This window comes from Microbacterium sp. JB110 (assembly GCF_003335195.1).
GTDB lineage: Bacteria > Actinomycetota > Actinomycetes > Actinomycetales > Microbacteriaceae > Microbacterium.
Map to the genome: position 1 here is coordinate 148,817 of NZ_QPGM01000007.1, position 20,126 is coordinate 168,942.

Genomic DNA, 20,126 nt, shown 5'->3' on the forward strand with positions numbered 1-20,126 from the left:
GGGGAATAGATTCGTGTCACGGGCGTTGCACCGTGTATATTCATTCGCATATAAATCGATCGGAGATGCCATGAGCGACACGACCGCCTCCCCAGCCATGCAGTTCGGCCTGTTCTCGGTGAGCGACATCACCCGCAACCCCGTCACGGGGGAGACGCCGAGTGAGGCGCAGCGCATCCGCGACGCGGTCACGATCGCCACGCACGCCGAAGAGGCAGGGCTCGACGTCTTCGCGATCGGCGAGCACCACAACCCGCCGTTCTTCTCCTCCTCTCCGACGACGACGCTGGCGTACATCGCGGCGCAGACGGAGCGGATCATCCTGTCGACGGCGACGACGCTGATCACCACGAACGACCCGGTGAAGATCGCCGAGGACTATGCGATGCTGCAGCACCTGTCCGGAGGCCGCGTCGACCTCGTGATGGGGCGCGGCAACACGGGCCCCGTCTACCCGTGGTTCGGTCAGGACATCCGGCAGGGTCTGCCGCTCGCGATCGAGAACTATCAGCTGCTGCACCGGCTATGGCGCGAAGACGTCGTCGACTTCGAGGGGAAGTTCCGCACCGCGCTGCAGGGGTTCACCTCGACGCCGCGACCGCTGGACGATGTGCCGCCCTTCGTGTGGCACGGCTCGATCCGCACTCCGGAGATCGCCGAGCAGGCCGCTTACTACGGCGACGGCTTCTTCGCGAACAACATCTTCTGGCCGAAGGAGCACTACCAGCGACTGATCGGCCTGTACCGGCAGCGCTTCGAGCACTACGGTCACGGCACAGCGGAGCAGGCGATCGTGGGCCTGGGCGGGCAGGCGTTCATGGCGAAGAACTCGCAGGACGCGATCGATCAGTTCCGGCCGTACTTCAACGAGGCCCCCGTGTACGGCAACGGACCGACCATGGAGGACTTCACGGAGATGACCCCCCTCACGGTCGGCTCGCCGCAGCAGGTGATCGACCGATACGCGTCCATGCGCGAGGCCTACGGCGACTACCAGCGCCAACTGTTCCTGATGGACCACGCAGGTCTGCCGCTGAAGATCGTGCTCGAGCAGATCGACTTCCTGGGGCAGGACGTCGTGCCGGTGCTGCGCAAGGAGCTCGACGCCGGACGGCCGGAGACGGTCCCGGATGCGCCGACGCACGCAGCGCGCGTGCAGGCGGCCTACGGCGACGGGCCGGTGCGTCAGCCGCGGCCCAACGCGAACCGCGGCGACAACGTCACGGGCGGCTCGCCCTATCAGGACACGCAGGCTCCGCAGGGCAGCGCCTTCGGACTCGGAGGGGCGAAGTGACCGGCGCCACGCGGATCGCGGTCGTCTCGGCCGGCCTCAGCGACCCCTCATCGACCCGGCTGCTCGCCGACCGCATCCTGCGCGCGGTGACGAAGGACCTCGCGGGGCGCGGGACGGAGGCGTCGTCGCGCGTGTTCGAGCTGCGCGACGTCGCACACGACATCACCAACAGTCTGCTCACCGGCTTCGCGCCGAAGCCGCTCGCGGAGATGAACGACGTCATCGCGGCGGCAGATGCCGTCGTCGCGGTCTCGCCGATCTTCTCGACCAGCTACTCGGGTCTGTTCAAGAGCTGGGTCGACGCGCTCGACCGAGACGCGCTCGCCGGAACGCCGGTGCTGCTGGCGGCGACGGCGGGAACGCCGCGCCACTCGCTCGCAATCGACTACGCGATGCGTCCGCTGTTCACCTACCTGCACGCGGAGCCCGTCTCGACGGGAGTGTTCGCCTCGAGTGACGACTGGGGCGAGAGCGCCGACCGGGTCGCTCCGCTGCAGCAGCGCATCGACCGAGCCGCGCGCGAGCTGGCCGACCGGATGACGGAGGCAGAGCGCGCGGTGCCTGCCGATCCGTTCAGCCCGGAGTCGTATCTGGGTGAGAACGGCTCATTCGCCGATCTGCTCGCGAACCCTCCCGTCCGCTGAGCGTCACGAGAGCCGGAGTCATCGCCGCGCGCCGGCGAGGGGCCCTCCAGGCACGGCGCGTCGTATCGGCAGCCTGCGCCGGCGGGCCGCGGGCCGACGCGGTGGCGAACGAACGGCGGACGCTTCGTGAACAGTTGCCGAATCCGGGCGTGAACGGCCGTCTGCGGCGCACTGATCCGGGATTCTGGAGGCATGCGAGTCGCGATCGTCGCCGAATCGTTCCTTCCTCATATGAACGGGGTCACAGGCTCCGTTCTGCACGTCGTGCACCATCTGCGCAGGATGGGGCACGACACACTGGTCATCGCTCCGAAGGCACCAGGGCAGCCTGAGGACGTCGCGGGCGTCGAAGTTCCGGAGACGACGTACCTGACATCGGTGCCGCTGCCGAGCTACCCGGATGTCAGGGTGGCGCTGGCTCCCGTCGTGCAGCTGAAGCGGATCCTCGGCGAGTTCGAGCCTGACGTGGTGCATCTCGCGTCTCCGGCGGTCCTCGGGTGGCAGGGCCTCGTCGCCGCCGACGGGCTCGGGCTGCCGACCGTCGCGATCTACCAGACCGACGTCATCTCCTACGCGGAGCGCTATGGGGTGCCCGGCGCTGCTCCGCTTGTGCAGTCGCACATCGCGCGCCTGCACAAGCGCGCCACGCTCACCCTCGCTCCCTCCTCGCACGCGCACGATCAGCTCGAGGGCCTCGGCGTCGACCGCATCGGCCGCTGGGGCAGGGGAGTCGACGCCGCGCGCTTCTCGCCGGCGCGCCGCAGCGACGCGTGGCGGCGCGATGTGCTCTCCGGTTGGACCGGGAGCGAGCTCGTCTCGGCCCCCGCCGGAGACGAGAAGATCGTCGGCTACGTCGGCAGGCTTGCGCCGGAGAAGCAGGTGGACGACCTCAGAGCGGTCGCCGATCTGCCTGGCACACGTCTGGTGATCGTCGGGGACGGACCGGAGCGCGAGCGTCTGGAGCGCGAACTGCCCGGCGCCGTGTTCACCGGTTTCCTCGGCGGCGACGACCTCGCCGAGGCCGTCGCCAGCTTCGACGTGTTCGTGCACCCCGGGGAGAGCGAGACCTTCTGCCAGACCGTGCAGGAAGCGCTCGCCTCCGGCGTCCCCGTCGTTGCGACCGGTCGCGGCGGACCGGTCGACCTGGTGCGCTCCAGTGTGGACGGCTGGCTCTACCGGCCTGGCGATCTCGATGATCTGCGGTCGAGGGTCGCAGATCTGCTCGGCGATGACGCGAAGCGGGCGTCGTTCGCCCTCGCCGCCCGCGACAGCGTGCGTTCGCGCACCTGGGCGGCGCTGACGGAGCAGCTCGTCGACCACTACGGGGAGGCCGCCCGTCTTCGGCGATTCGACGGCGCGCTGATGGCTCGCGGTGACCGGAGGGTCGCGGCAGCGGAGGCCGCGCCGACTCGCCGCTGGGCGAAGTTCGTGGCGCTCGGGGACTCACTCACCGAGGGGCTGTGCGACAGCTCGCGGATGCCGGACGGACAGTACCGAGGCTGGGCCGACCGGCTCGCGATGCTGCTCGGACAGGATGCCTCTCGTTCGCGGCGCAAGCCGTTCCGGTTCGCGAACCTCGCGGTGCGCAGTCGGCGCGTGCGTGACCTCGCCGCCGTGCAGGTGCCTGCGGCGCTCGAGCTGAAGCCCGATCTCGTGTCCATTCTGATGGGCCACAACGATCTGGTCGGTCACTCGGCCGACCCGTACGCGCTCGCCGCGGAGCTCGAGCGTTCGGTGCGCCGGCTGCGAGCGGCAGGAATCGACGTGATGCTGATCACGCCCTTCCTGCCTCGCCGTCTCGCCGCCAGAATGTTCGCCAGGCGCTTCGCCGTGTACTCGAGCGAGCTGCGCCGCATCGCGCAGGAGACGGGGAGCATCCTGTTCGACAGCGATGCGCTGCCCGAACTGAGCGACATCGACAACTGGGCGGCCGACAAGGTGCATCTGCGCTCGTCGGGGCACCGACTCATCGCCTATCGTGCGGCTGAGGTGCTCGGGGTGCGCGATGCAGAACGCCTCGCGGCCCTGGACAGGGCGTTCCACGAGGATGCTGACGACCCTGAGGGTCGCTGGATCACCAGGCACGTGCTGCCGTGGGCATGGCGCAGGATGCGCGGACGCACGGCGGGCGACGGCCTCAGCGCCAAGCACACCGATTACGTCGAGGTGCGGGGCAGGCGGAGCCGCCACGACGGTGCGGAAGCGCTGTGAGAGTTCGTCACCGGCTCGCCCTGCTGTGTTCATCCGGGGTCGCAGGCCCGAAGCGGGCGCCGCTGATAGGATCAGTCGAGAGGACCTGTGCGGTCTTCGTCAACTGAATACGTTCGTGGAGCAGGCTCGCAGGAGCTGGTCCCTAGAAGTGGCTTCCCGGCACATCGGCCGGTGGGTTTCTCCTGGTGGCCAGCACGGAACTCCTTAGCTCCTGCTCCTGAAGTTCGCCCGCGTGCATCGCGGGCTCGAAAGAAGGAGAGACCTCTTGGAAGGTCCTGAAATCACCGCAGCCGAGGCCGTTCTCGATAACGGCCGCTTCGGCACCCGCACCGTTCGCTTCGAAACCGGCCGTCTCGCCCAGCAGGCGCAGGGCTCCGTCGCGGCGTACCTCGACGACGAGACCATGCTGCTCTCGGCCACGAGCGCGTCGAAGAACCCCCGCGAGGGCTTCGACTTCTTCCCGCTCACGGTCGACGTCGAGGAGCGCGCATACGCAGCAGGGAAGATCCCCGGATCGTTCTTCCGTCGCGAGGCACGCCCCTCGACCGACGCGATCCTCGTCTGCCGACTGATCGACCGCCCGCTGCGCCCGTCGTTCGTCGACGGACTGCGCAACGAGGTGCAGATCGTCATCACGGTCCTCTCGATCGCACCTGGCGAGTTCTACGACGCGCTCGCGATCAACGCGGCCTCCGCGTCGACCCAGATCTCCGGTCTGCCGTTCTCCGGTCCGATCGCCGGTGTGCGCCTCGCGCTCATCCCCGGCTTCGGCTCGAACGAGGACCAGTGGGTCGCGTTCCCGAACGCCGAGCAGGTCGACCAGGCAGTGTTCGACCTGATGGTCGCCGGCCGCGTGCTCGACAACGGCGACGTGGCGATCATGATGGTCGAGGCAGAGGCGACCGAGAGCAGCTGGAACCACATCTCCGGCGGCGCCGTGAAGCCGAACGAGGAGATCGTCGCCGGCGGTCTCGAGGCGGCGAAGCCGTTCATCAAGCAGCTCGTCGAGGCGCAGTCGAAGATGGCTGCCGGTTCGACCAAGGAGCCGCTCGAGTTCGCGACGTTCCCCCCGTACAGCACCGAGACGTACGACTTCGTCGAGGGCAAGGCTCTCGCCGAGCTGGAGAAGATCTACCAGATCGGTGACAAGACCGAGCGGCAGAACGCCGACGACGCGCTGAAGGCCTCCGTCAAGGCAGAGGTCGTCGCGAAGACCGAGGCCGGCGAGCTCCCTGCCTCCGCGACGCAGGAGTTCTCCGCGGCGTGGAAGTCCGTCACGAAGAAGATCGTGCGCGGTCGCATCCTCACCGAGGGCGCTCGCATCGACGGCCGCGGGCTCGCCGACATCCGGCCGCTCGACGCCGAGGTGCAGGTCATCCCGCGCGTGCACGGCTCCGCGATCTTCCAGCGCGGCGAGACCCAGATCATGGGCATCACGACGCTGAACATGCTCAAGCTGGAGCAGCAGATCGACTCGCTGTCGCCCACGACGAGCAAGCGCTACATGCACCACTACAACTTCCCCCCGTACTCGACCGGTGAGACCGGTCGAGTGGGAAGCCCGAAGCGCCGCGAGATCGGTCACGGCTTCCTGGCCGAGCGTGCGCTCCTGCCGGTGCTGCCCAGCCGCGACGAGTTCCCCTACGCGATCCGTCAGGTGTCGGAGGCGCTCAGCTCCAACGGCTCGACGTCGATGGGCTCCGTGTGCGCCTCGACGCTCTCCATGCTGAACGCGGGTGTGCCGCTGCGCGCACCCGTCGCCGGCATCGCCATGGGCCTCGTCTCCGAGGAGACCGACGGTCAGACCCGCTACGCGGCGCTGACCGACATCCTCGGCGCAGAGGACGCGCTCGGCGACATGGACTTCAAGGTCGCAGGCACCAGCGAGTTCGTCACCGCGCTGCAGCTCGACACGAAGCTCGACGGCATCCCGAGCGAGGTGCTCGCCGCCGCGCTGACGCAGGCCAAGGAAGCGCGTCTGCGCATCCTCGACGTGCTGAACTCGGCGATCGACTCGCCGGATGAGATGGCACCGACCGCTCCGCGCGTGATCAGTGTGCAGATCCCGGCCGACAAGATCGGTGAGCTGATCGGCCCCAAGGGCAAGACGATCAACGGCATCCAGGACGGGACAGGGGCCACGATCTCGATCGAGGACGACGGCACCGTGTACATCGGCGCGACCGACGGTCCGACGGCCGAGGCGGCCCGCGCGCAGGTGAACGCGATCGCCAACCCGTCCAACCCCGAGGTCGGCGAGCAGTTCCTCGGCACGGTTGTGAAGATCATCCCGTCCGGTGCGTTCATCTCGCTGATGCCGGGCAAGGACGGTCGTCTGCACGTGACGCAGATCCGCAAGCTCAACGGCGGCAAGCGCGTCGAGGACATCGACGCCGTCCTCTCGGTCGGCCAGAAGATCCTGGTCCGGATCGCCGAGATCGACGATCGCGGCAAGCTCGCGCTCGAGCCGGTCATCGAGGAGCAGGCGGAAGAAGCCGCTCAGGCGGAGTAAGGCAGCGCCCGCCATACGGCGGCGCATTCAGGGCTCGGTTCTCGGCTTCCCGGTGAGGGAGGCGGGGAACCGGGCCCTTCCGCTGTATGGTGACGCGTGATCAGGGGAGGGATCATGAACCACCAGCTCCGCCGAAGGACGACAGGCATCGAGCAGGCGGGTGCGCCGCTGATGGCCTCGCACGCGGCAGACCTCGCGCTGGCGCACGTCGACGGGCCGGTGCACCCGTCCGAGCCGATTCCCACGATCGGGCCGGGTCTCGGCGCCGCGCTGCGCGAACCCCTCGGCGAATCAGGGCTCGACGTGTTCCCACTGATCCTCGGCGGAGGAGAGTTCGGCTGGACGATCGATCAGCAGACGAGCTTCGACGTGCTCGACCGCTACTTCGAATACGGCGGGAACGCCATCCACACCGCGGACAGCTTCGCGGCGGGGCGCAGCGAGCACATCATCGGCCGGTGGCTCGCCACCCGCGGCGTGCGCGAGGACACCGTCGTCGGTGTGCGCATCGGCGGACACCCGGATCATCCGGGGCTCGGTTCCGTTCCGCTCGTCCGCGCGGTGGAATCCTCGCTGGAGCGACTGGGCACCGACCGCATCGACCTGCTCTACTTCGACGCATCCGAGCTCGACGATGTGCCGCTGGAGGACGCACTGGCAACGGCCGACTGGCTCGTCGAGACCGGCAAGGCACGCGTGATCGGCGCATACGGCCTCACCGCGAATCAGCTCGTCGAGATGCGCATCCTCTCGTCTGCGGGCTATCCGCGCATTCCCGTGATCGACGTGCCTTACAACGCGCTGCGGCGCGAGGACTTCGAAGGAGACCTGCGCCTGGTCGCCCGCGCCCAGGGCATCGCGCTGACGCCCTCTCACCCGCTCGAGCACGGGTTCCTCACCGGCAGGCACCGCTCGCGATCTCAGGCGGCCGCGTCCACCAGGGGCGCGCAGCTCGCCGAGCGCATGAACCGCAGGGGCACGAAGGTGCTCAGGGTGTTCGACCGGATCTCCGCCGAGCTGAGCGTGCCGCTGGCGGCCGTCGCCGTCGCGTGGCTGCGCGCCCAGGCCGGAGTCGTGGCGCCGATCGCGAACGCCTTCGAAGCGCTCCATGTCGACGAGCTGGTGCAGGGCGCGGGCGTCTCGCTCTCCAGAGCCCACATCGCCGACCTGCAGAAGGCCGCACACTAGGTCGTGTCTGATAATTCGTCGGCTACTGCGCTGGGCGCTGTGCACCGGCTCGCGTCGTTCTCGTCGGTCGACGATGGCTCCGCATCGCCTCCCTCCTCGGCCTAGCGATCCGGCACACACCGCCCATGCTCGCAACGCCGCGAATTATCAGACACTCCCTAGAACGCGCTGTTCACCCGCGGTTGGGGCGGTGGTTGCCCGGGACGGCGCGCGCGGCGCCCCGCCTCCGATAGGCTGGACATGGCCGCGCAAGGTCGCGCGCGCCGACGAACAGGACAGGTTCTGGAGAAGAAGAGCGGATGACGCACTACATCTACCTGGTCCGTCACGGTGAGCACCAGGATGCCGAGTACGGCCTCGAAGACGGGCCGCTATCCGGCAAAGGGCAGCGTCAGGCAGCGGCGATCGCCGATCGGCTCTCCGGACTGACGTTCGATGCCGTGTGGCATTCGCCGCTCGAGCGGGCCAGCGAGACGGCCAAGTACGTGGCGGAGCGACTGCCCGCCGTCGACCCTCAGCCGCACGCGCTGCTGTTCGACTGCGTGCCGACGGGCATGACGGAGGAGACACCAGGCACATTCGAACCGTTCTTCGGCTCGTACAGCGAAGCGGAGATCGAGGCGGGCGGGGCGCAGATGTCCGACGCGACGGCTGAGTTCCTCGTGCGCAGGAACGAGGAGGTGCACGAACTGCTCATCACGCACAACTTCGTGATCTCCTGGTTCGTGCGCGAGGTGCTCGAGGCGCCGGAATGGCGATGGATGACGCTGAACCAGGCGCACTGCGGTCTGACGGTGATCGCTCAGAAGCCGGGGCGGCCGTGGACGCTGCTCACGCACAACGACCTCGGACACCTCCCGCACGAGCTGCGCACGGGACTCCCCGACGAGAACCCGATCTGAACCCTCGCGCCGGATCGTAGGATGGAGCCATGGCGTCTCGCGTGGCCCTCGTCGGCGGTAACGGCAAGCTCGGCTCGATCATCAGGCAGGTGATCGAGGAGCATGACGATTTCGACGTGCACTCGGTGCTGGGCTCCGGCAGCGATCTCGCTGAGATCGAGGGCGCCGACCTGGTGGTCGACGCCTCCGTCCCGCAGATCAGCGTCGACGTGGTGCGCGCCGCGACCCAGCGGGGTCTGCCCGTTCTGGTGGGCACGAGCGGCTGGTCGTCAGAGCGGATCGCTTCGGTGCGCCCGCTTGTCGAGGCGGCGGGCACAGCTGCCGTTTTCATTCCGAACTTCTCGCTCGGATCCGTGCTGGGCACGGCGCTCGCCGCTGCGGCGTCGCGGTTCTTCCCGTATGCCGAGATCGTCGAGGCGCACCGCGACACGAAGATCGACTCGCCGAGCGGCACAGCGGTGCGCACCGCGGAGATGATCGCGTCGGCGAGGGATGAGCCGGTCGAGGCCCCCCATGTCGACCAGCGTGCCCGCGGCCAGCAGGTCGGCGGCGTGCCGGTGCACGCGCTGCGCCGGCCGGGCGTGGTCGCCAGGCAGGAGACGATCCTCTCCGGCCATGGCGAGAGCCTGTCGGTCGTGCACGACACGATCGAGTCGGCCGCAGCGTACGCCCCTGGCATCCGGATCGCGCTCGAGCACACGCCTCGTGTGCGCGGCGTGGTCGTCGGGCTGGAGAACTTCATCGACATCGGCATCGGCGCTCCCCGCGCGAGTGCGCGGCCGCCGGTCGACGAGGGCGGCGTCACGGGCCAGGTCGCCGGCGCCACGGGCGCGTGAAGGTCCGCATCGGCGTCGCCGTGATGGCGGCGGCGCTCATCCTCTACATCATCGTCGCGGGCGGCCGCGCCGTGGCCTTCCTCAGCACGGGCGACCCGGTCGGCATCGCGATGGGCATCGCGCTCATCGTGCTGCCGATCATCGCCGTGTGGGCACTGGGACGCGAGCTGTGGTTCGGCCTGCGCGCCGACAGACTCGGCCGCCGACTCAAGGCGGAGGGCGAGCTTCCGGATGACCAGGTCGCCGTGTCGCCGAGCGGTCGCGTCGAACGCGCGGACGGCGAGACGGTGTTCCCGAAGTACCGCGCACAGGTCGAGCAGTCGCCTGAGGACTGGCGAGCGTGGTACCGGCTCGGCCTCGCCTACGACGCGGCAGGCGACCGCCGCCGCGCCCGCGAGGCGATCAGAGCGTCCATCCGTCTCGCCCCTCGCAGCTGACACAGGGCACGGGCCGACGGAGCACACACGCGCCCCGACCTTCGAGAAGGACGGGGCGCGTGTCGGTGCGGCCGAGAGATCAGGCCAGCGCCGCCTCGAGGGTGATCTCGATGCCGGAGAGGGCCTGCGAGATCGGGCAGCCGGTCTTGGCCGCTTCCGCGATCTTCGCGAACTCCGCCTCGTCGATGCCTGGCACCTTCGCGCTCACATTGAGGTGGCTGCCGGTCACGCCCGTGCCGGGCACGAAGGTGACCGACGCGGTGGTGTTGACGCTCTCCGGCGGCGTGCCGTTGCTGGTGAGCTCGTTCGACAGCGCCATCGAGAAGCACGACGAGTGCGCGGCCGCGATGAGCTCCTCCGGCGTCGTCGTGGCCGCTGCGCCCTCGCTGCGCGCCTTCCAGTTGACGTTGAAGGTGCCGATGCCCGATGCGGGGGCGACGGTGCCGGATCCCTCGAAGAGAGACCCGTTCCAGTTGGTGGTTGCTTCGCTCGTAACGCTCATGGGGAACTCCTTCGATCGACGGCCCCTGTCACGGCCAGCCTACTGACGATGGCCGCTGCTGTCGCCCGTCCGGAGCCGCGGCCGCCGCGCTTCGCGCAGGGCGTCGGCCTCGGCGTGACGCTCGTCGGCCTGGTTCTGCACTTGGCGGGGGTGCCGCTGGCGCTGCCCATCGCGGCGGCGGCAGCCCTCGTCGCCGCGCTGCTCAATGCCGTCTTCGGGCTCTGCCTGGGATGCCAGCTCTACCTCGTCCTGCAGCGCACCGGCCTCGTCGGCCGTCGTCGCTCGGTGTGAGTCCCGAGGTCGCGAAGCACCGGACGCGCCGCGGCCGCATGTCGGATCTCAGGCGTACCATCGAGGCATGAGCGCTGCGATCCCGACCCCGTACGAAGACCTGCTGCGCGACGTGCTTGCCAACGGCACTCACAAGGACGACCGAACGGGCACGGGAACGACGAGCGTCTTCGGCAGGCAGATCCGATTCGACCTGTCTGAATCGTTTCCGCTGATCACCACCAAGCGCGTGCACTTCCGCTCGCTCGCACTCGAGCTGCTGTGGTTCCTGCGCGGCGATTCCAACGTGCGCTGGCTGCAGGAGCGCGGCGTGCGCATCTGGAACGAGTGGGCCGACGAGAACGGTGATCTCGGGCCGGTCTACGGCGTGCAGTGGCGCTCGTGGCCCGCACCGAACGGGGAGCAGATCGACCAGATCGCCCGCGTCGTCGACGGCATCAGACGCAACCCCGATTCCCGACGCCACATGGTCACGGCGTGGAACCCTGCCGAGATCGAGGGGATGGCGCTGCCCCCGTGCCATGCGCTGTTCCAGTTCTACGTCGCGGACGGGAAGCTCAGCTGCCAGCTGTACCAGCGCAGCGCCGATCTGTTCCTCGGCGTGCCGTTCAACATCGCCTCCTACGCGCTGCTGACGCAGATGGTGGCACAGCAGACCGGCCTCGAGCTCGGCGACTTCGTCTGGACGGGCGGCGACTGCCACATCTACGACGACCACCACGAGCAGGTCGCTGAGCAGCTCTCGCGCGATCCGTACCCGTACCCGCAGCTGCGCATCAACCGCACGCCGGAGTCGATCTTCGACTACGACTTCGACGACTTCGAGGTCGTCGACTACCAGCACCACCCCACGATCCGCGCGGCCGTGGCGGTGTGACCGGATGACCCTCCGCGCGATCTGGGCACAGGCGCGAGGCGGCGTGATCGGCGCAGACGGCGACATGCCGTGGCACCTGCCGGAGGACCTCGCCCACTTCAAGAGCGCCACCACCGGTCGCCCCGTCGTGATGGGCCGCCGTACGTGGGAATCGTTCCCCGCACGCTTCCGGCCGCTGCCGGGCCGCGAGAACATCGTCGTCACGCGCAACGCGGAGTACGACGCACCGGGTGCCGCCGTGGTCGGTTCGCTCGACGAGGGCATCGCCGCCGCGCTCGCCGCAGACCCCGAACCGTGGATCATCGGCGGCGGCTCGATCTATGCAGCCGCCATGGACCGCCTCGACGAGCTCTGGGTCACCGAGATCGACGTCGATGTCGACGCCGACACCTACGCCCCACCCATCGGCGGAGAATGGCTTGTCTCCTCCTGCGACCCCGCAGAGGGATGGCACCTGAGCCGAGAAGGCATCCGGTACCGATTCCTGTTCTACACCCGCACAGCGCCGTAGACGCGCCCGACTTCACGCCACACGATCCGTGAGGCAGGCGCAGGACATCGTCATCCGGACGCTGGCATCGGGTCCGGCGTGAGCGCGCGAAGGAATGTCGGCCGGATGTCGAAGTCCGGAGTCTGCCGCTCGCCCACCGTCGGAGACCGCATTCGGGCTCACCGCCCATCCGCAACCCCTGGAAGTATGTCCCACGCCTCTGCGGCGCTACGCTGGGAGCATGACGCAGGCAGCCAATCCGTTCGGGCAGGTTCTCGTCGCGCTCGTCACCCCGATGACGGCCGACGGTGAAGTCGATTGGCCGGCCGTCGAGAAGCACATCGACGGTGTCATCGCCAGTGGCGCAGACGGCATCGTCGTCACGGGCACCACGGGGGAGACATCGACGCTGACCGACGATGAGAAGCTGCGCCTCGTCGAAGTCGCCAAGAGCGTCGCCGGCGGCCGGGCGAAGATCATCACGGGCGGCGGATCGAACGAGACCGCCCACGCCATCGACCTCTACCAGAAGAGCGAGAAGGCGGGCGCAGACGGCATCATGATCGTCACGCCGTACTACAACAAGCCGACCCAGGCCGGCCTGCTCACGCACTTCAGGCTGATCGCCGACTCCACCGATCTGCCGGTCATCCTCTACGACATTCCCGGCCGCACCGGTGTGCCGATCATGTACGAGACGATCATGCGCCTGGCCAAGCACCCGAACATCCTGGCCGTGAAGGATGCCAAGGGCGACTTCAGCGAAGTCAGCCGGGTGCTCAACCAGACCGACCTGATGTACTTCTCCGGCGATGACGCGAACGCGCTGCCGCATATGTCGATCGGGGCATCCGGTCTCATCGGCGTCACGGCGAACATCGCCGCCTCGCCGTACCGGGCGATGGTCGACGCCGTCAACCGGGGCGACCTCGCCGCCGCGACGGAGCAGCACCGCAAGCTAGAGCCCCTCGTGCGGGCCGTGATGACGCACGTGCCTGGCACGGTGGCGGCCAAGTACATCCTGCACGGCCTCGGCTACATCTCGAGCCCGCGCGTGCGGCTGCCGCTGGTCGGGCCGGAGGAGTGGGAGGCTGCGATCATCGAGGACGAGCTGGCGCTCGTGAACGGGATCGACAGCATCGACCTGACCGACTTCCGTCCGGACCGCAACGCGGCGGCGGGTGGCGCGCTGCCTGCCATCTCCGGCACCACGCGCTGACGCCGACACCAGACCCCGCGGACGATGAAGCCGCACACAACAGAACACGCACGACGAACCGGACGCTGAGGCGTCCCGGGAAGGCGGACCATGTCCACACCTGTCTACGACCCGCAGCCGCTGAAGAACGGCACGCTGCGCATCACTCCGCTCGGCGGCCTCGGCGAGGTCGGCCGCAACATGATGACGTACGAGTACGACGGCAAGATCCTGATCATCGACTGCGGCGTGCTCTTCCCCGAGGAGCACCAGCCGGGCGTCGATCTGATCCTGCCCGATTTCGAGTCGATCAGGGATCGCCTCGACGACATCGAGGGCATCGTCCTCACCCACGGTCACGAGGACCACATCGGGGCAGTGCCCTACCTGCTGAAGCTGCGCGAGGACATCCCGCTGATCGGTTCCGGCCTCACTCTCGCGCTGATTCAGGCGAAGCTCAAAGAGCACCGGATCAAGCCGATCGTCGAGAAGGTCGTCGAGGGGGAGCGGTGGGACATCGGCCCCTTCGACCTCGAGTTCATCGCGGTGAACCACTCGATCCCGGATGCGCTGGCCGTCGCCGTGCGTACGCCAGCCGGCATGGTGCTGCACACCGGCGACTTCAAGATGGACCAGCTCCCGCTGGACGGTCGCATCACCGACATGCGCGCCTTCGCCAGGCTGGGGGAGGAGGGCGTCGACCTGTTCCTGCCGGACTCGACGAACGCCGACGTCCCCGGCTTCACTCCGACGGAGCGTCAGATCGGCCCCGTCATCGACCAGGTGATCTCCAAGACGCCAGGCAGGGTGATCGTCGCGAGCTTCTCCAGCCATGTGCACCGCGTGCAGCAGGTGCTGGAGGCGGCGAACAACAACGGTCGTCGCGTCGCACTGCTGGGTCGCAGCATGGTGCGGAACATGAAGATCGCCGCTGACCTGGGCTATCTGAACGTTCCGGATGGCGTGCTCATCGACTACAAGAAGGCGCGCGACGTGCCAGACGACAAGATCGTCTACATGTCGACGGGTTCGCAGGGCGAGCCGATGGCGGTGCTCAGCCGCATGGTGAACCTGAACCACGAGATCGAGCCGGGTGAGGGAGACACAGTCATCCTGGCCTCCAGCCTGATCCCCGGCAACGAGAACGCTGTGTACCGCGTGATCGACGGACTGACCAAGCTCGGGGCGAACGTCGTGCACAAGGCCAATGCCAAGGTGCACGTCTCCGGCCACGCCGCGGCGGGTGAGCTGCTGTACTGCTACAACATCCTGAAGCCGAAGAACGTCTTCCCGGTGCACGGCGAGTACCGCCACCTCACGGCCAACGCCAAGATCGCGCGGGACAGCGGCATCGCACAGGAGAACGCGATCGTCGGCGAGAACGGCACGGTGCTCGACCTGCGCGACGGACAGGCCACGGTGGTCGGCCAGATCGACATCGGCTACGTCTACGTCGATGGTTCGAGCGTCGGGACGATCACGGACGCCGATCTCAAGGACCGCCGCGTGCTCAGCGAGGAGGGATTCGTCTCGGTCATCGTCGTCGTCGATTCGAAGACGGGAACGATCGTCTCCGGACCCGAGATCCATGCTCGCGGTGTGGCCGAGGACGACAAGGTGTTCGACAAGATCAAGCCGAAGGTCGCCGCAGCGCTCGAAGAGGCGGTCAAGAACGGCGTGCGCGACAACCACGCGCTCACGCAGACCGCCCGGCGTGCGATCGGACGCTGGGTCGGCACGTCCCTGAAACGACGGCCGATGATCGTCCCGGTCGTCATCGAGGCGTAACCCCCTCGCCCCCTCCCTGTCTCCGTTTTTCTTCATTTCTGGCACTTCTCGGGTGTTGTGCACCCCATGAGATGTGCCAGAGATGAAGAGATAGGGGTGGTCCGAGTGCCGCGGAATTGCGCGTCACTGAGGGGGAATGTCGTCGGTGCCGCGTACCGTGGGTGATATGGCACGTGCGAGCACCGAGAACAAGAGCGCGCGCTCGAAAACGTCCTCGAGCGCGCGCAAGTCTGCGCCCGCGCCGAAGAAGTATGTCGGAGACGAAGACAAGCCAGGCGTCCCGGCACGGATGTGGTACGGCCTCGCCCGCGCCGTCGGCGGACTGTTCCGCGCGTTCGGGCCCGAGACTCTTGACAAGAACGACAGGCGCGACGGCTTCCCCTTCCTCATCGTGCTGTTGGCGATCGCCGGGGCGGTCACGGAATGGTTCTTCATCGGCACCCCCGTCGCGGCGAACATCAGCGCGTACACATTCGGCATGCTCATCGGCCGCACCGCGTTCGTCTTCCCCGTCCTGCTGCTGCTCCTGGCGGGGTGGCTGTTCCGCCACCCGTCGTCCGTGCACGACAACGGCCGTATCGGCATCGGATTCGGGCTGCTCACGATCGTGATCGCGGCGTTCTGCCACGTGGCCGGAGACCGTCCAGAACCGCAGCTCGGCATGCCTGCGCTCAGCGCATCCGGCGGGCTCTTCGGCTGGATGCTGGGCCAGCCGCTGACATACCTCACCCCGATCGGCGCGTACATCGTGCTCTCGCTTCTGGGCGCTCTCAGCCTGCTCATCGTCACGAAGACCCCGCCGAACCGCATCATCAGCAGGCTCGGCGAGCTCTATGACTGGATGTTCGGTGCGGAGCGTGCGCGGTCGGGTTCCGACACCGCTGCCACGGAGGTGCTTGAGGAGCCGGAGCCGAAGAAGAAGCGTCGTGACAAGAAGAAGACGGACGACGCCGCAGACGGCGACGACGAGCTGCCGTGGTGGCGTCGGAACAAGACCGGGCGCGAGGAGGACGGCGACGTCCTCACCGACCCGCAGGAGCTCACGGACCTCCTCCCGACGCAGTCGGACGGGGGCTACGACCAAGCCGTGGTCGTCGATGCCGAACCGGCCGACGCCGCGACCGAGGTGCTCAGCGACATCGGCGGCGTCACCGCCGGCCTGAGCGAGTCGGGGTCGACGGCGCTGATGGGCGACGGCGACGACACCGGAGACCTCTCGGAGGCGCTGCCAGGGCTGAGCGGATTCGGCACGGAGGGGCCGGGCGCTCGCGGCCCTCAGCCGCCTGCCGCGCCATACGAACTGCCGTCGGCCGGCACGCTGTCGGCCGGCCCGCCCGCCGTGGTCAAGTCCGATGCGAACGACCGGATGGTCGCTCAGATCGAGAGCGTGTTCGAACAGTTCAAGATCAACGCCGGCGTGACGGGCTTCTCGCGCGGCCCGACCGTCACACAGTACGAGGTCGAGCTCGGCCCCGGTGTGAAGGTCGAGAAGATCACGCAGCTGTCGAGCAACATCGCCTACGCCGTCGCGTCGAACGACGTGCGCATCCTCGCACCGATCCCCGGCAAGAGCGCGATCGGCATCGAGATCCCGAACGTCGACCGCGAGACGGTCGCGCTCGGCGACGTGCTGCGCTCGAGCGCCGCCCACAAGTCGACGCACCCGCTGACGATCGGTGTCGGCAAGGACGTCTCAGGCGGCTTCGTCGTGGCGAACCTGGCCAAGATGCCCCACCTTCTCGTGGCAGGCTCCACCGGGTCGGGAAAATCCAGCTTCGTGAACTCGATGATCACGAGCCTGCTGATGCGCGCGAAGCCGAGCGACGTCCGGATGGTCCTGGTCGACCCGAAGCGCGTCGAGCTGACCAACTATGCCGGCGTTCCGCACCTGATCACACCCATCATCACGAACCCGAAGAAGGCAGCCGAGGCGCTGCAGTGGGTCGTGAAGGAGATGGACATGCGCTACGACGACCTCGCGTCGTTCGGGTACCGCCACATCGACGACTTCAACAAGGCGGTCGTCGCAGGCGAGATCGAGCTCCCGCCAGGCAGCGAGCGCGTGCTCAAGCCGTACCCGTACCTCCTCGTCGTCGTCGACGAGCTCGCCGATCTGATGATGGTCGCCCCGCGAGACGTCGAGGAGTCGATCGTTCGCATCACTCAGCTGGCCCGCGCATCAGGCATCCACCTGGTGCTCGCGACCCAGCGTCCGTCCGTCGACGTGGTGACGGGATTGATCAAGGCGAACGTGCCCTCGCGCCTCGCATTCGCGGTGACGAGCGTCACCGACTCGCGTGTGATCCTCGACGGGCCGGGCGCCGACAAGCTGATCGGTCAGGGCGACGCGCTCTTCTCTCCGATGGGCTCGGGCAAGCCGTTCCGACTGCAGGGCGCGTGGGTGACGGAGGACGAGATCAGCACCGTCGTCAAGCACGTCACGCGGCAGGCGCAGCCGGAGTACCGCTCGGACGTGGCGGAGGCCATCGACGCGCCGAAGCGCGAGATCGACTCCGACATCGGCGACGACCTCGAGGTTCTCCTCGCAGCCGCCGAGCTCGTGGTCTCGAGCCAGTTCGGCTCGACGTCGATGCTGCAGCGCAAGCTGCGCGTGGGGTTCGCGAAGGCGGGGCGTCTGATGGACCTGCTCGAGTCCCGCGAGATCGTCGGCCCGAGCGAGGGTTCCAAAGCGCGCGACGTGCTCGTCGCTCCGGAGCAGCTGGCGACCGTGCTCGCCAAGCTCAAGGGCGAAGAGCCGCCCGCCGCGCCGGCTCCGGCTGCCCCGGCACCCGCGGCGCAGCCGCCGGCGGAGACGGCTCCTGCCCCTGCTGAACCGGATCGCTATGCGGTCGACCCGATCGAGGCGCAGTTCCAGGGGATCGAGATCGACGACCGCGACGATGACGGCGACGAAGATGCCTGGCAGCTGACGGGCCGCGACTGAGATGGCCTTCCCTCGCCAGCTGCCCAATGCGATCACGATCGCGCGCATCCCGCTCGCCGGAGTGTTCTTCGTCCTCCTGCTCATCGGGGGCACCTGGGGCGAGGGGAGCATGCCGCTTCGGGTGACCGCTGCGATCCTGTTCATCGTCGCGATCTCGACCGACTGGGTCGACGGCTTCCTCGCACGCAGATTCGATGCGGTCAGCGATTTCGGGAAGCTGTGGGATCCGATCGCCGACAAGCTGCTCACAGGGCTCGCGTTCGTCGGGCTCGCAGTGCTCGGCGAGATCGCGTGGTGGATGGTCGTGGTGATCCTGATCCGCGAATGGGGCATCACGGTCCATCGACTGATCGTACGCAAGTCGCACGTCGTGGCTGCGGCATGGATGGGCAAGGTCAAGACTGCGGCGCAGGGCGTCGCACTGGCGTGGGCGCTCCTGCCTGGACACCTCGTGGTCGGTGAGAACTGGTGGGCGACCATCACCACGATCCTGATGTGGATCGTGGTCGTGCTCACCATCGCCAGCGGGATCGACTACGTCGCAGCGCAGGCGCGCGGGGCGAGGGCGAGCAGGGGATGACCGACGCCCGCGCCGCAGAACGGTTCCTCGCGGGCCTGCGGGCGCGCGGATGGCGCGTTGCGGTCGCCGAATCGCTCACCGGCGGTCTCGTCACCTCCGCTTTGGTCGAGGTGCCGGGAGCATCCGTGAGTCTCGTCGGGAGCGTGACGGCATACGAGACGTCGCTGAAGCACGATGTGCTCGGCGTCGACGCCCGCCTGCTCGCCGAGCACGGTCCCGTCCACCCGGATGTGGCCGCGCAGATGGCCGCCGGCGTGCGTCGGGTGCTCGCCGTCGACGGGCGTGAGCCGGAAGTCGGGCTCGCCACGACGGGAATCGCGGGCCCCCAGTCACCGGACGGACAACCGGTCGGCACCGTGCACATCGCGGTCGCCGCACCGTCGGGACCGCTCGCAGAGAGCCACGTGTTCTCCGGAACGAGGGCCGAGATCCGCGCACAGGCGGTCGCCGCTGTGCTCCGTCTCGCGCTCGACGTCCTATGAATCTGCTTCGAACACGGCCGAGTCGGCGACTTTTCGGCCGAGATTCGGCTCGTCGCAGCTCGGACACGGTTAGATTGTCAGTGCGGGATTAGATTTCGCGTCTCGGTCGTTGTACTATGATGCACCCGCGAAGACCACGGCTGCAGGAGGAGGGGCCCGACATGATCCTGGTACGTCAAGAGATCGGCGACGTCCTGCGCGAGCTCCGGCAGCAGCAGGGGCAGACGCTACGACAGGTCGCGAGCAAGGCTTCGGTCGCGCTCGGGTACCTGAGCGAGGTCGAGCGCGGTCAGAAAGAGGCCTCGAGCGAGATCCTCGCCTCGGTCGCCGAGGCGCTCGACATCCCGATCTCCATCATCATGCGCACGGTCGGCGACCGCCTCGCAGTGCTTGAGGGCGTCGATCACTTCCCGGACGTCGTGCCGGACGACCTCGTGGCCGAGGTCGGACCAGAACTGTCGCTGCGCTGACCGCGTGAAGCGCAGCGAGTTCCACCGCGCCGTCGACGACGAGTTCGGCGCGCGCGCAGCGACACTCATCGCGGACCTCGTGCTGCCGCCGTTCGGCCGCACGGCGTCGGAAGCGCTCGATGTCGGCATCGCTCCGCGCGACATCTGGCAGGCGCTCTGCGACGAGACCGATGTCCCCGACCAACGCCGACACGGCGCGGGTCGCAGGGAGCCGAAGCGCCGCTGAACGGCGCGATCGCACTCCACGGCCGCACCCGACGGACCCGCACGCTCCTTCGAGAAACACCTCGGCGTGTCGTCGAAGATGCGTTCGATAAGGGCGCGTAGTGTGTTCCACACGTGGGGAAGTTCCGCGATCCATCCACAATCGCGGGGGTCTCCGGCACGAATGTCGGAGGTCCCTCGTAGCGTATGGACCACGGTACGAACCACGCGCCTTGTCGCCAGAGTCGGATCACCTGATCCGGCCGCGACAGCCTA

Annotated in this window: 19 protein-coding genes; 18 read left to right on the forward strand and 1 reads right to left on the reverse strand. The window is 68.2% G+C overall.

Annotated elements, in window-relative coordinates:
• Positions 1-97: 97 nt before the first annotated feature.
• The 8 genes from CIK77_RS13135 (at position 98) to CIK77_RS13170 (ending at position 10,024) form a co-directional block, all read left to right on the forward strand.
• Positions 98-1,294, forward strand: a complete 1,197-nt coding sequence (locus CIK77_RS13135) for an LLM class flavin-dependent oxidoreductase (RefSeq protein WP_441896075.1) — start codon at positions 98-100, stop codon at positions 1,292-1,294.
• Entirely contained in the window at positions 1,291-1,938 is a 648-nt protein-coding gene (locus CIK77_RS13140; protein ID WP_087056538.1) for a CE1759 family FMN reductase, read from the forward strand. Before CIK77_RS13135 ends, CIK77_RS13140 begins: the two co-directional genes overlap by 4 nt.
• 192 nt (positions 1,939-2,130) lie before the next feature.
• Positions 2,131-4,149 (forward strand): glycosyltransferase, encoded by a 2,019-nt coding sequence (locus tag CIK77_RS13145; RefSeq protein ID WP_087056539.1) that lies wholly within the window; start codon positions 2,131-2,133, stop codon positions 4,147-4,149.
• A gap of 265 nt (positions 4,150-4,414) precedes the next feature.
• On the forward strand, positions 4,415-6,661 hold the full coding sequence (locus CIK77_RS13150; RefSeq protein ID WP_087056540.1) for a polyribonucleotide nucleotidyltransferase: 2,247 nt from the start codon (positions 4,415-4,417) through the stop codon (positions 6,659-6,661).
• Positions 6,662-6,832: 171 nt separating this feature from the next.
• Complete coding sequence (locus CIK77_RS13155; protein ID WP_087056632.1) at positions 6,833-7,849, forward strand: aldo/keto reductase; 1,017 nt, start codon at positions 6,833-6,835, stop codon at positions 7,847-7,849.
• A 299-nt stretch (positions 7,850-8,148) separates the two neighbouring features.
• Entirely contained in the window at positions 8,149-8,751 is a 603-nt protein-coding gene (locus tag CIK77_RS13160; RefSeq protein WP_087056541.1) for a histidine phosphatase family protein, read from the forward strand.
• A gap of 29 nt (positions 8,752-8,780) precedes the next feature.
• Positions 8,781-9,587: a 4-hydroxy-tetrahydrodipicolinate reductase gene (gene dapB, locus CIK77_RS13165; protein WP_087056542.1), complete on the forward strand. Its 807-nt coding sequence runs from the start codon at positions 8,781-8,783 to the stop codon at positions 9,585-9,587.
• Positions 9,584-10,024, forward strand: a complete 441-nt coding sequence (locus CIK77_RS13170) for a tetratricopeptide repeat protein (protein WP_087056543.1) — start codon at positions 9,584-9,586, stop codon at positions 10,022-10,024. Before dapB ends, CIK77_RS13170 begins: the two co-directional genes overlap by 4 nt.
• A 79-nt stretch (positions 10,025-10,103) precedes the next feature.
• On the opposite strand, the gene CIK77_RS13175 is transcribed toward CIK77_RS13170, so the two are convergent.
• Positions 10,104-10,526 carry an OsmC family peroxiredoxin gene (locus CIK77_RS13175; RefSeq protein WP_087056544.1) on the reverse strand — a complete coding sequence of 141 codons (423 nt, stop codon included), beginning with the start codon at positions 10,524-10,526 and terminating at the stop codon, positions 10,104-10,106.
• A gap of 48 nt (positions 10,527-10,574) precedes the next feature.
• Here CIK77_RS13175 and CIK77_RS13180 point away from each other — a divergent pair, with 48 nt between their 5' ends.
• From CIK77_RS13180 to CIK77_RS13225, 10 genes are all read left to right on the forward strand, one after another.
• Positions 10,575-10,817: a DUF4395 family protein gene (locus CIK77_RS13180; protein ID WP_442923145.1), complete on the forward strand. Its 243-nt coding sequence runs from the start codon at positions 10,575-10,577 to the stop codon at positions 10,815-10,817.
• 67 nt (positions 10,818-10,884) lie between these two features.
• Positions 10,885-11,694, forward strand: coding sequence for a thymidylate synthase (locus tag CIK77_RS13185; RefSeq protein WP_087056545.1), 810 nt, complete (start codon positions 10,885-10,887; stop codon positions 11,692-11,694).
• A 4-nt stretch (positions 11,695-11,698) separates the two neighbouring features.
• On the forward strand, positions 11,699-12,205 hold the full coding sequence (locus CIK77_RS13190; protein ID WP_087056546.1) for a dihydrofolate reductase: 507 nt from the start codon (positions 11,699-11,701) through the stop codon (positions 12,203-12,205).
• A 220-nt stretch (positions 12,206-12,425) separates the two neighbouring features.
• Complete coding sequence (gene dapA, locus CIK77_RS13195) at positions 12,426-13,403, forward strand: 4-hydroxy-tetrahydrodipicolinate synthase (RefSeq protein ID WP_087056547.1); 978 nt, start codon at positions 12,426-12,428, stop codon at positions 13,401-13,403.
• Between the two features lie 90 nt (positions 13,404-13,493).
• The gene (locus CIK77_RS13200; RefSeq protein ID WP_087056548.1) at positions 13,494-15,170 is read left to right on the forward strand and encodes a ribonuclease J; all 1,677 of its coding nucleotides are present in this window, start codon (positions 13,494-13,496) and stop codon (positions 15,168-15,170) included.
• 166 nt (positions 15,171-15,336) lie between these two features.
• Positions 15,337-18,114 (forward strand): FtsK/SpoIIIE family DNA translocase, encoded by a 2,778-nt coding sequence (locus tag CIK77_RS13205; protein WP_087056633.1) that lies wholly within the window; start codon positions 15,337-15,339, stop codon positions 18,112-18,114.
• A gap of 1 nt (position 18,115) precedes the next feature.
• The gene (pgsA, locus tag CIK77_RS13210; protein WP_087056549.1) at positions 18,116-18,694 is read left to right on the forward strand and encodes a CDP-diacylglycerol--glycerol-3-phosphate 3-phosphatidyltransferase; all 579 of its coding nucleotides are present in this window, start codon (positions 18,116-18,118) and stop codon (positions 18,692-18,694) included.
• A complete protein-coding gene (locus tag CIK77_RS13215; protein ID WP_087056550.1) occupies positions 18,691-19,176 on the forward strand; it encodes a CinA family protein in 486 nt (161 codons plus the stop codon). Before pgsA ends, CIK77_RS13215 begins: the two co-directional genes overlap by 4 nt.
• Before the next feature lie 161 nt (positions 19,177-19,337).
• Entirely contained in the window at positions 19,338-19,646 is a 309-nt protein-coding gene (locus tag CIK77_RS13220) for a helix-turn-helix domain-containing protein (protein WP_087056551.1), read from the forward strand.
• 4 nt (positions 19,647-19,650) lie between these two features.
• Positions 19,651-19,872 carry a DUF3046 domain-containing protein gene (locus CIK77_RS13225; protein WP_087056552.1) on the forward strand — a complete coding sequence of 74 codons (222 nt, stop codon included), beginning with the start codon at positions 19,651-19,653 and terminating at the stop codon, positions 19,870-19,872.
• Positions 19,873-20,126: the final 254 nt, after the last annotated feature.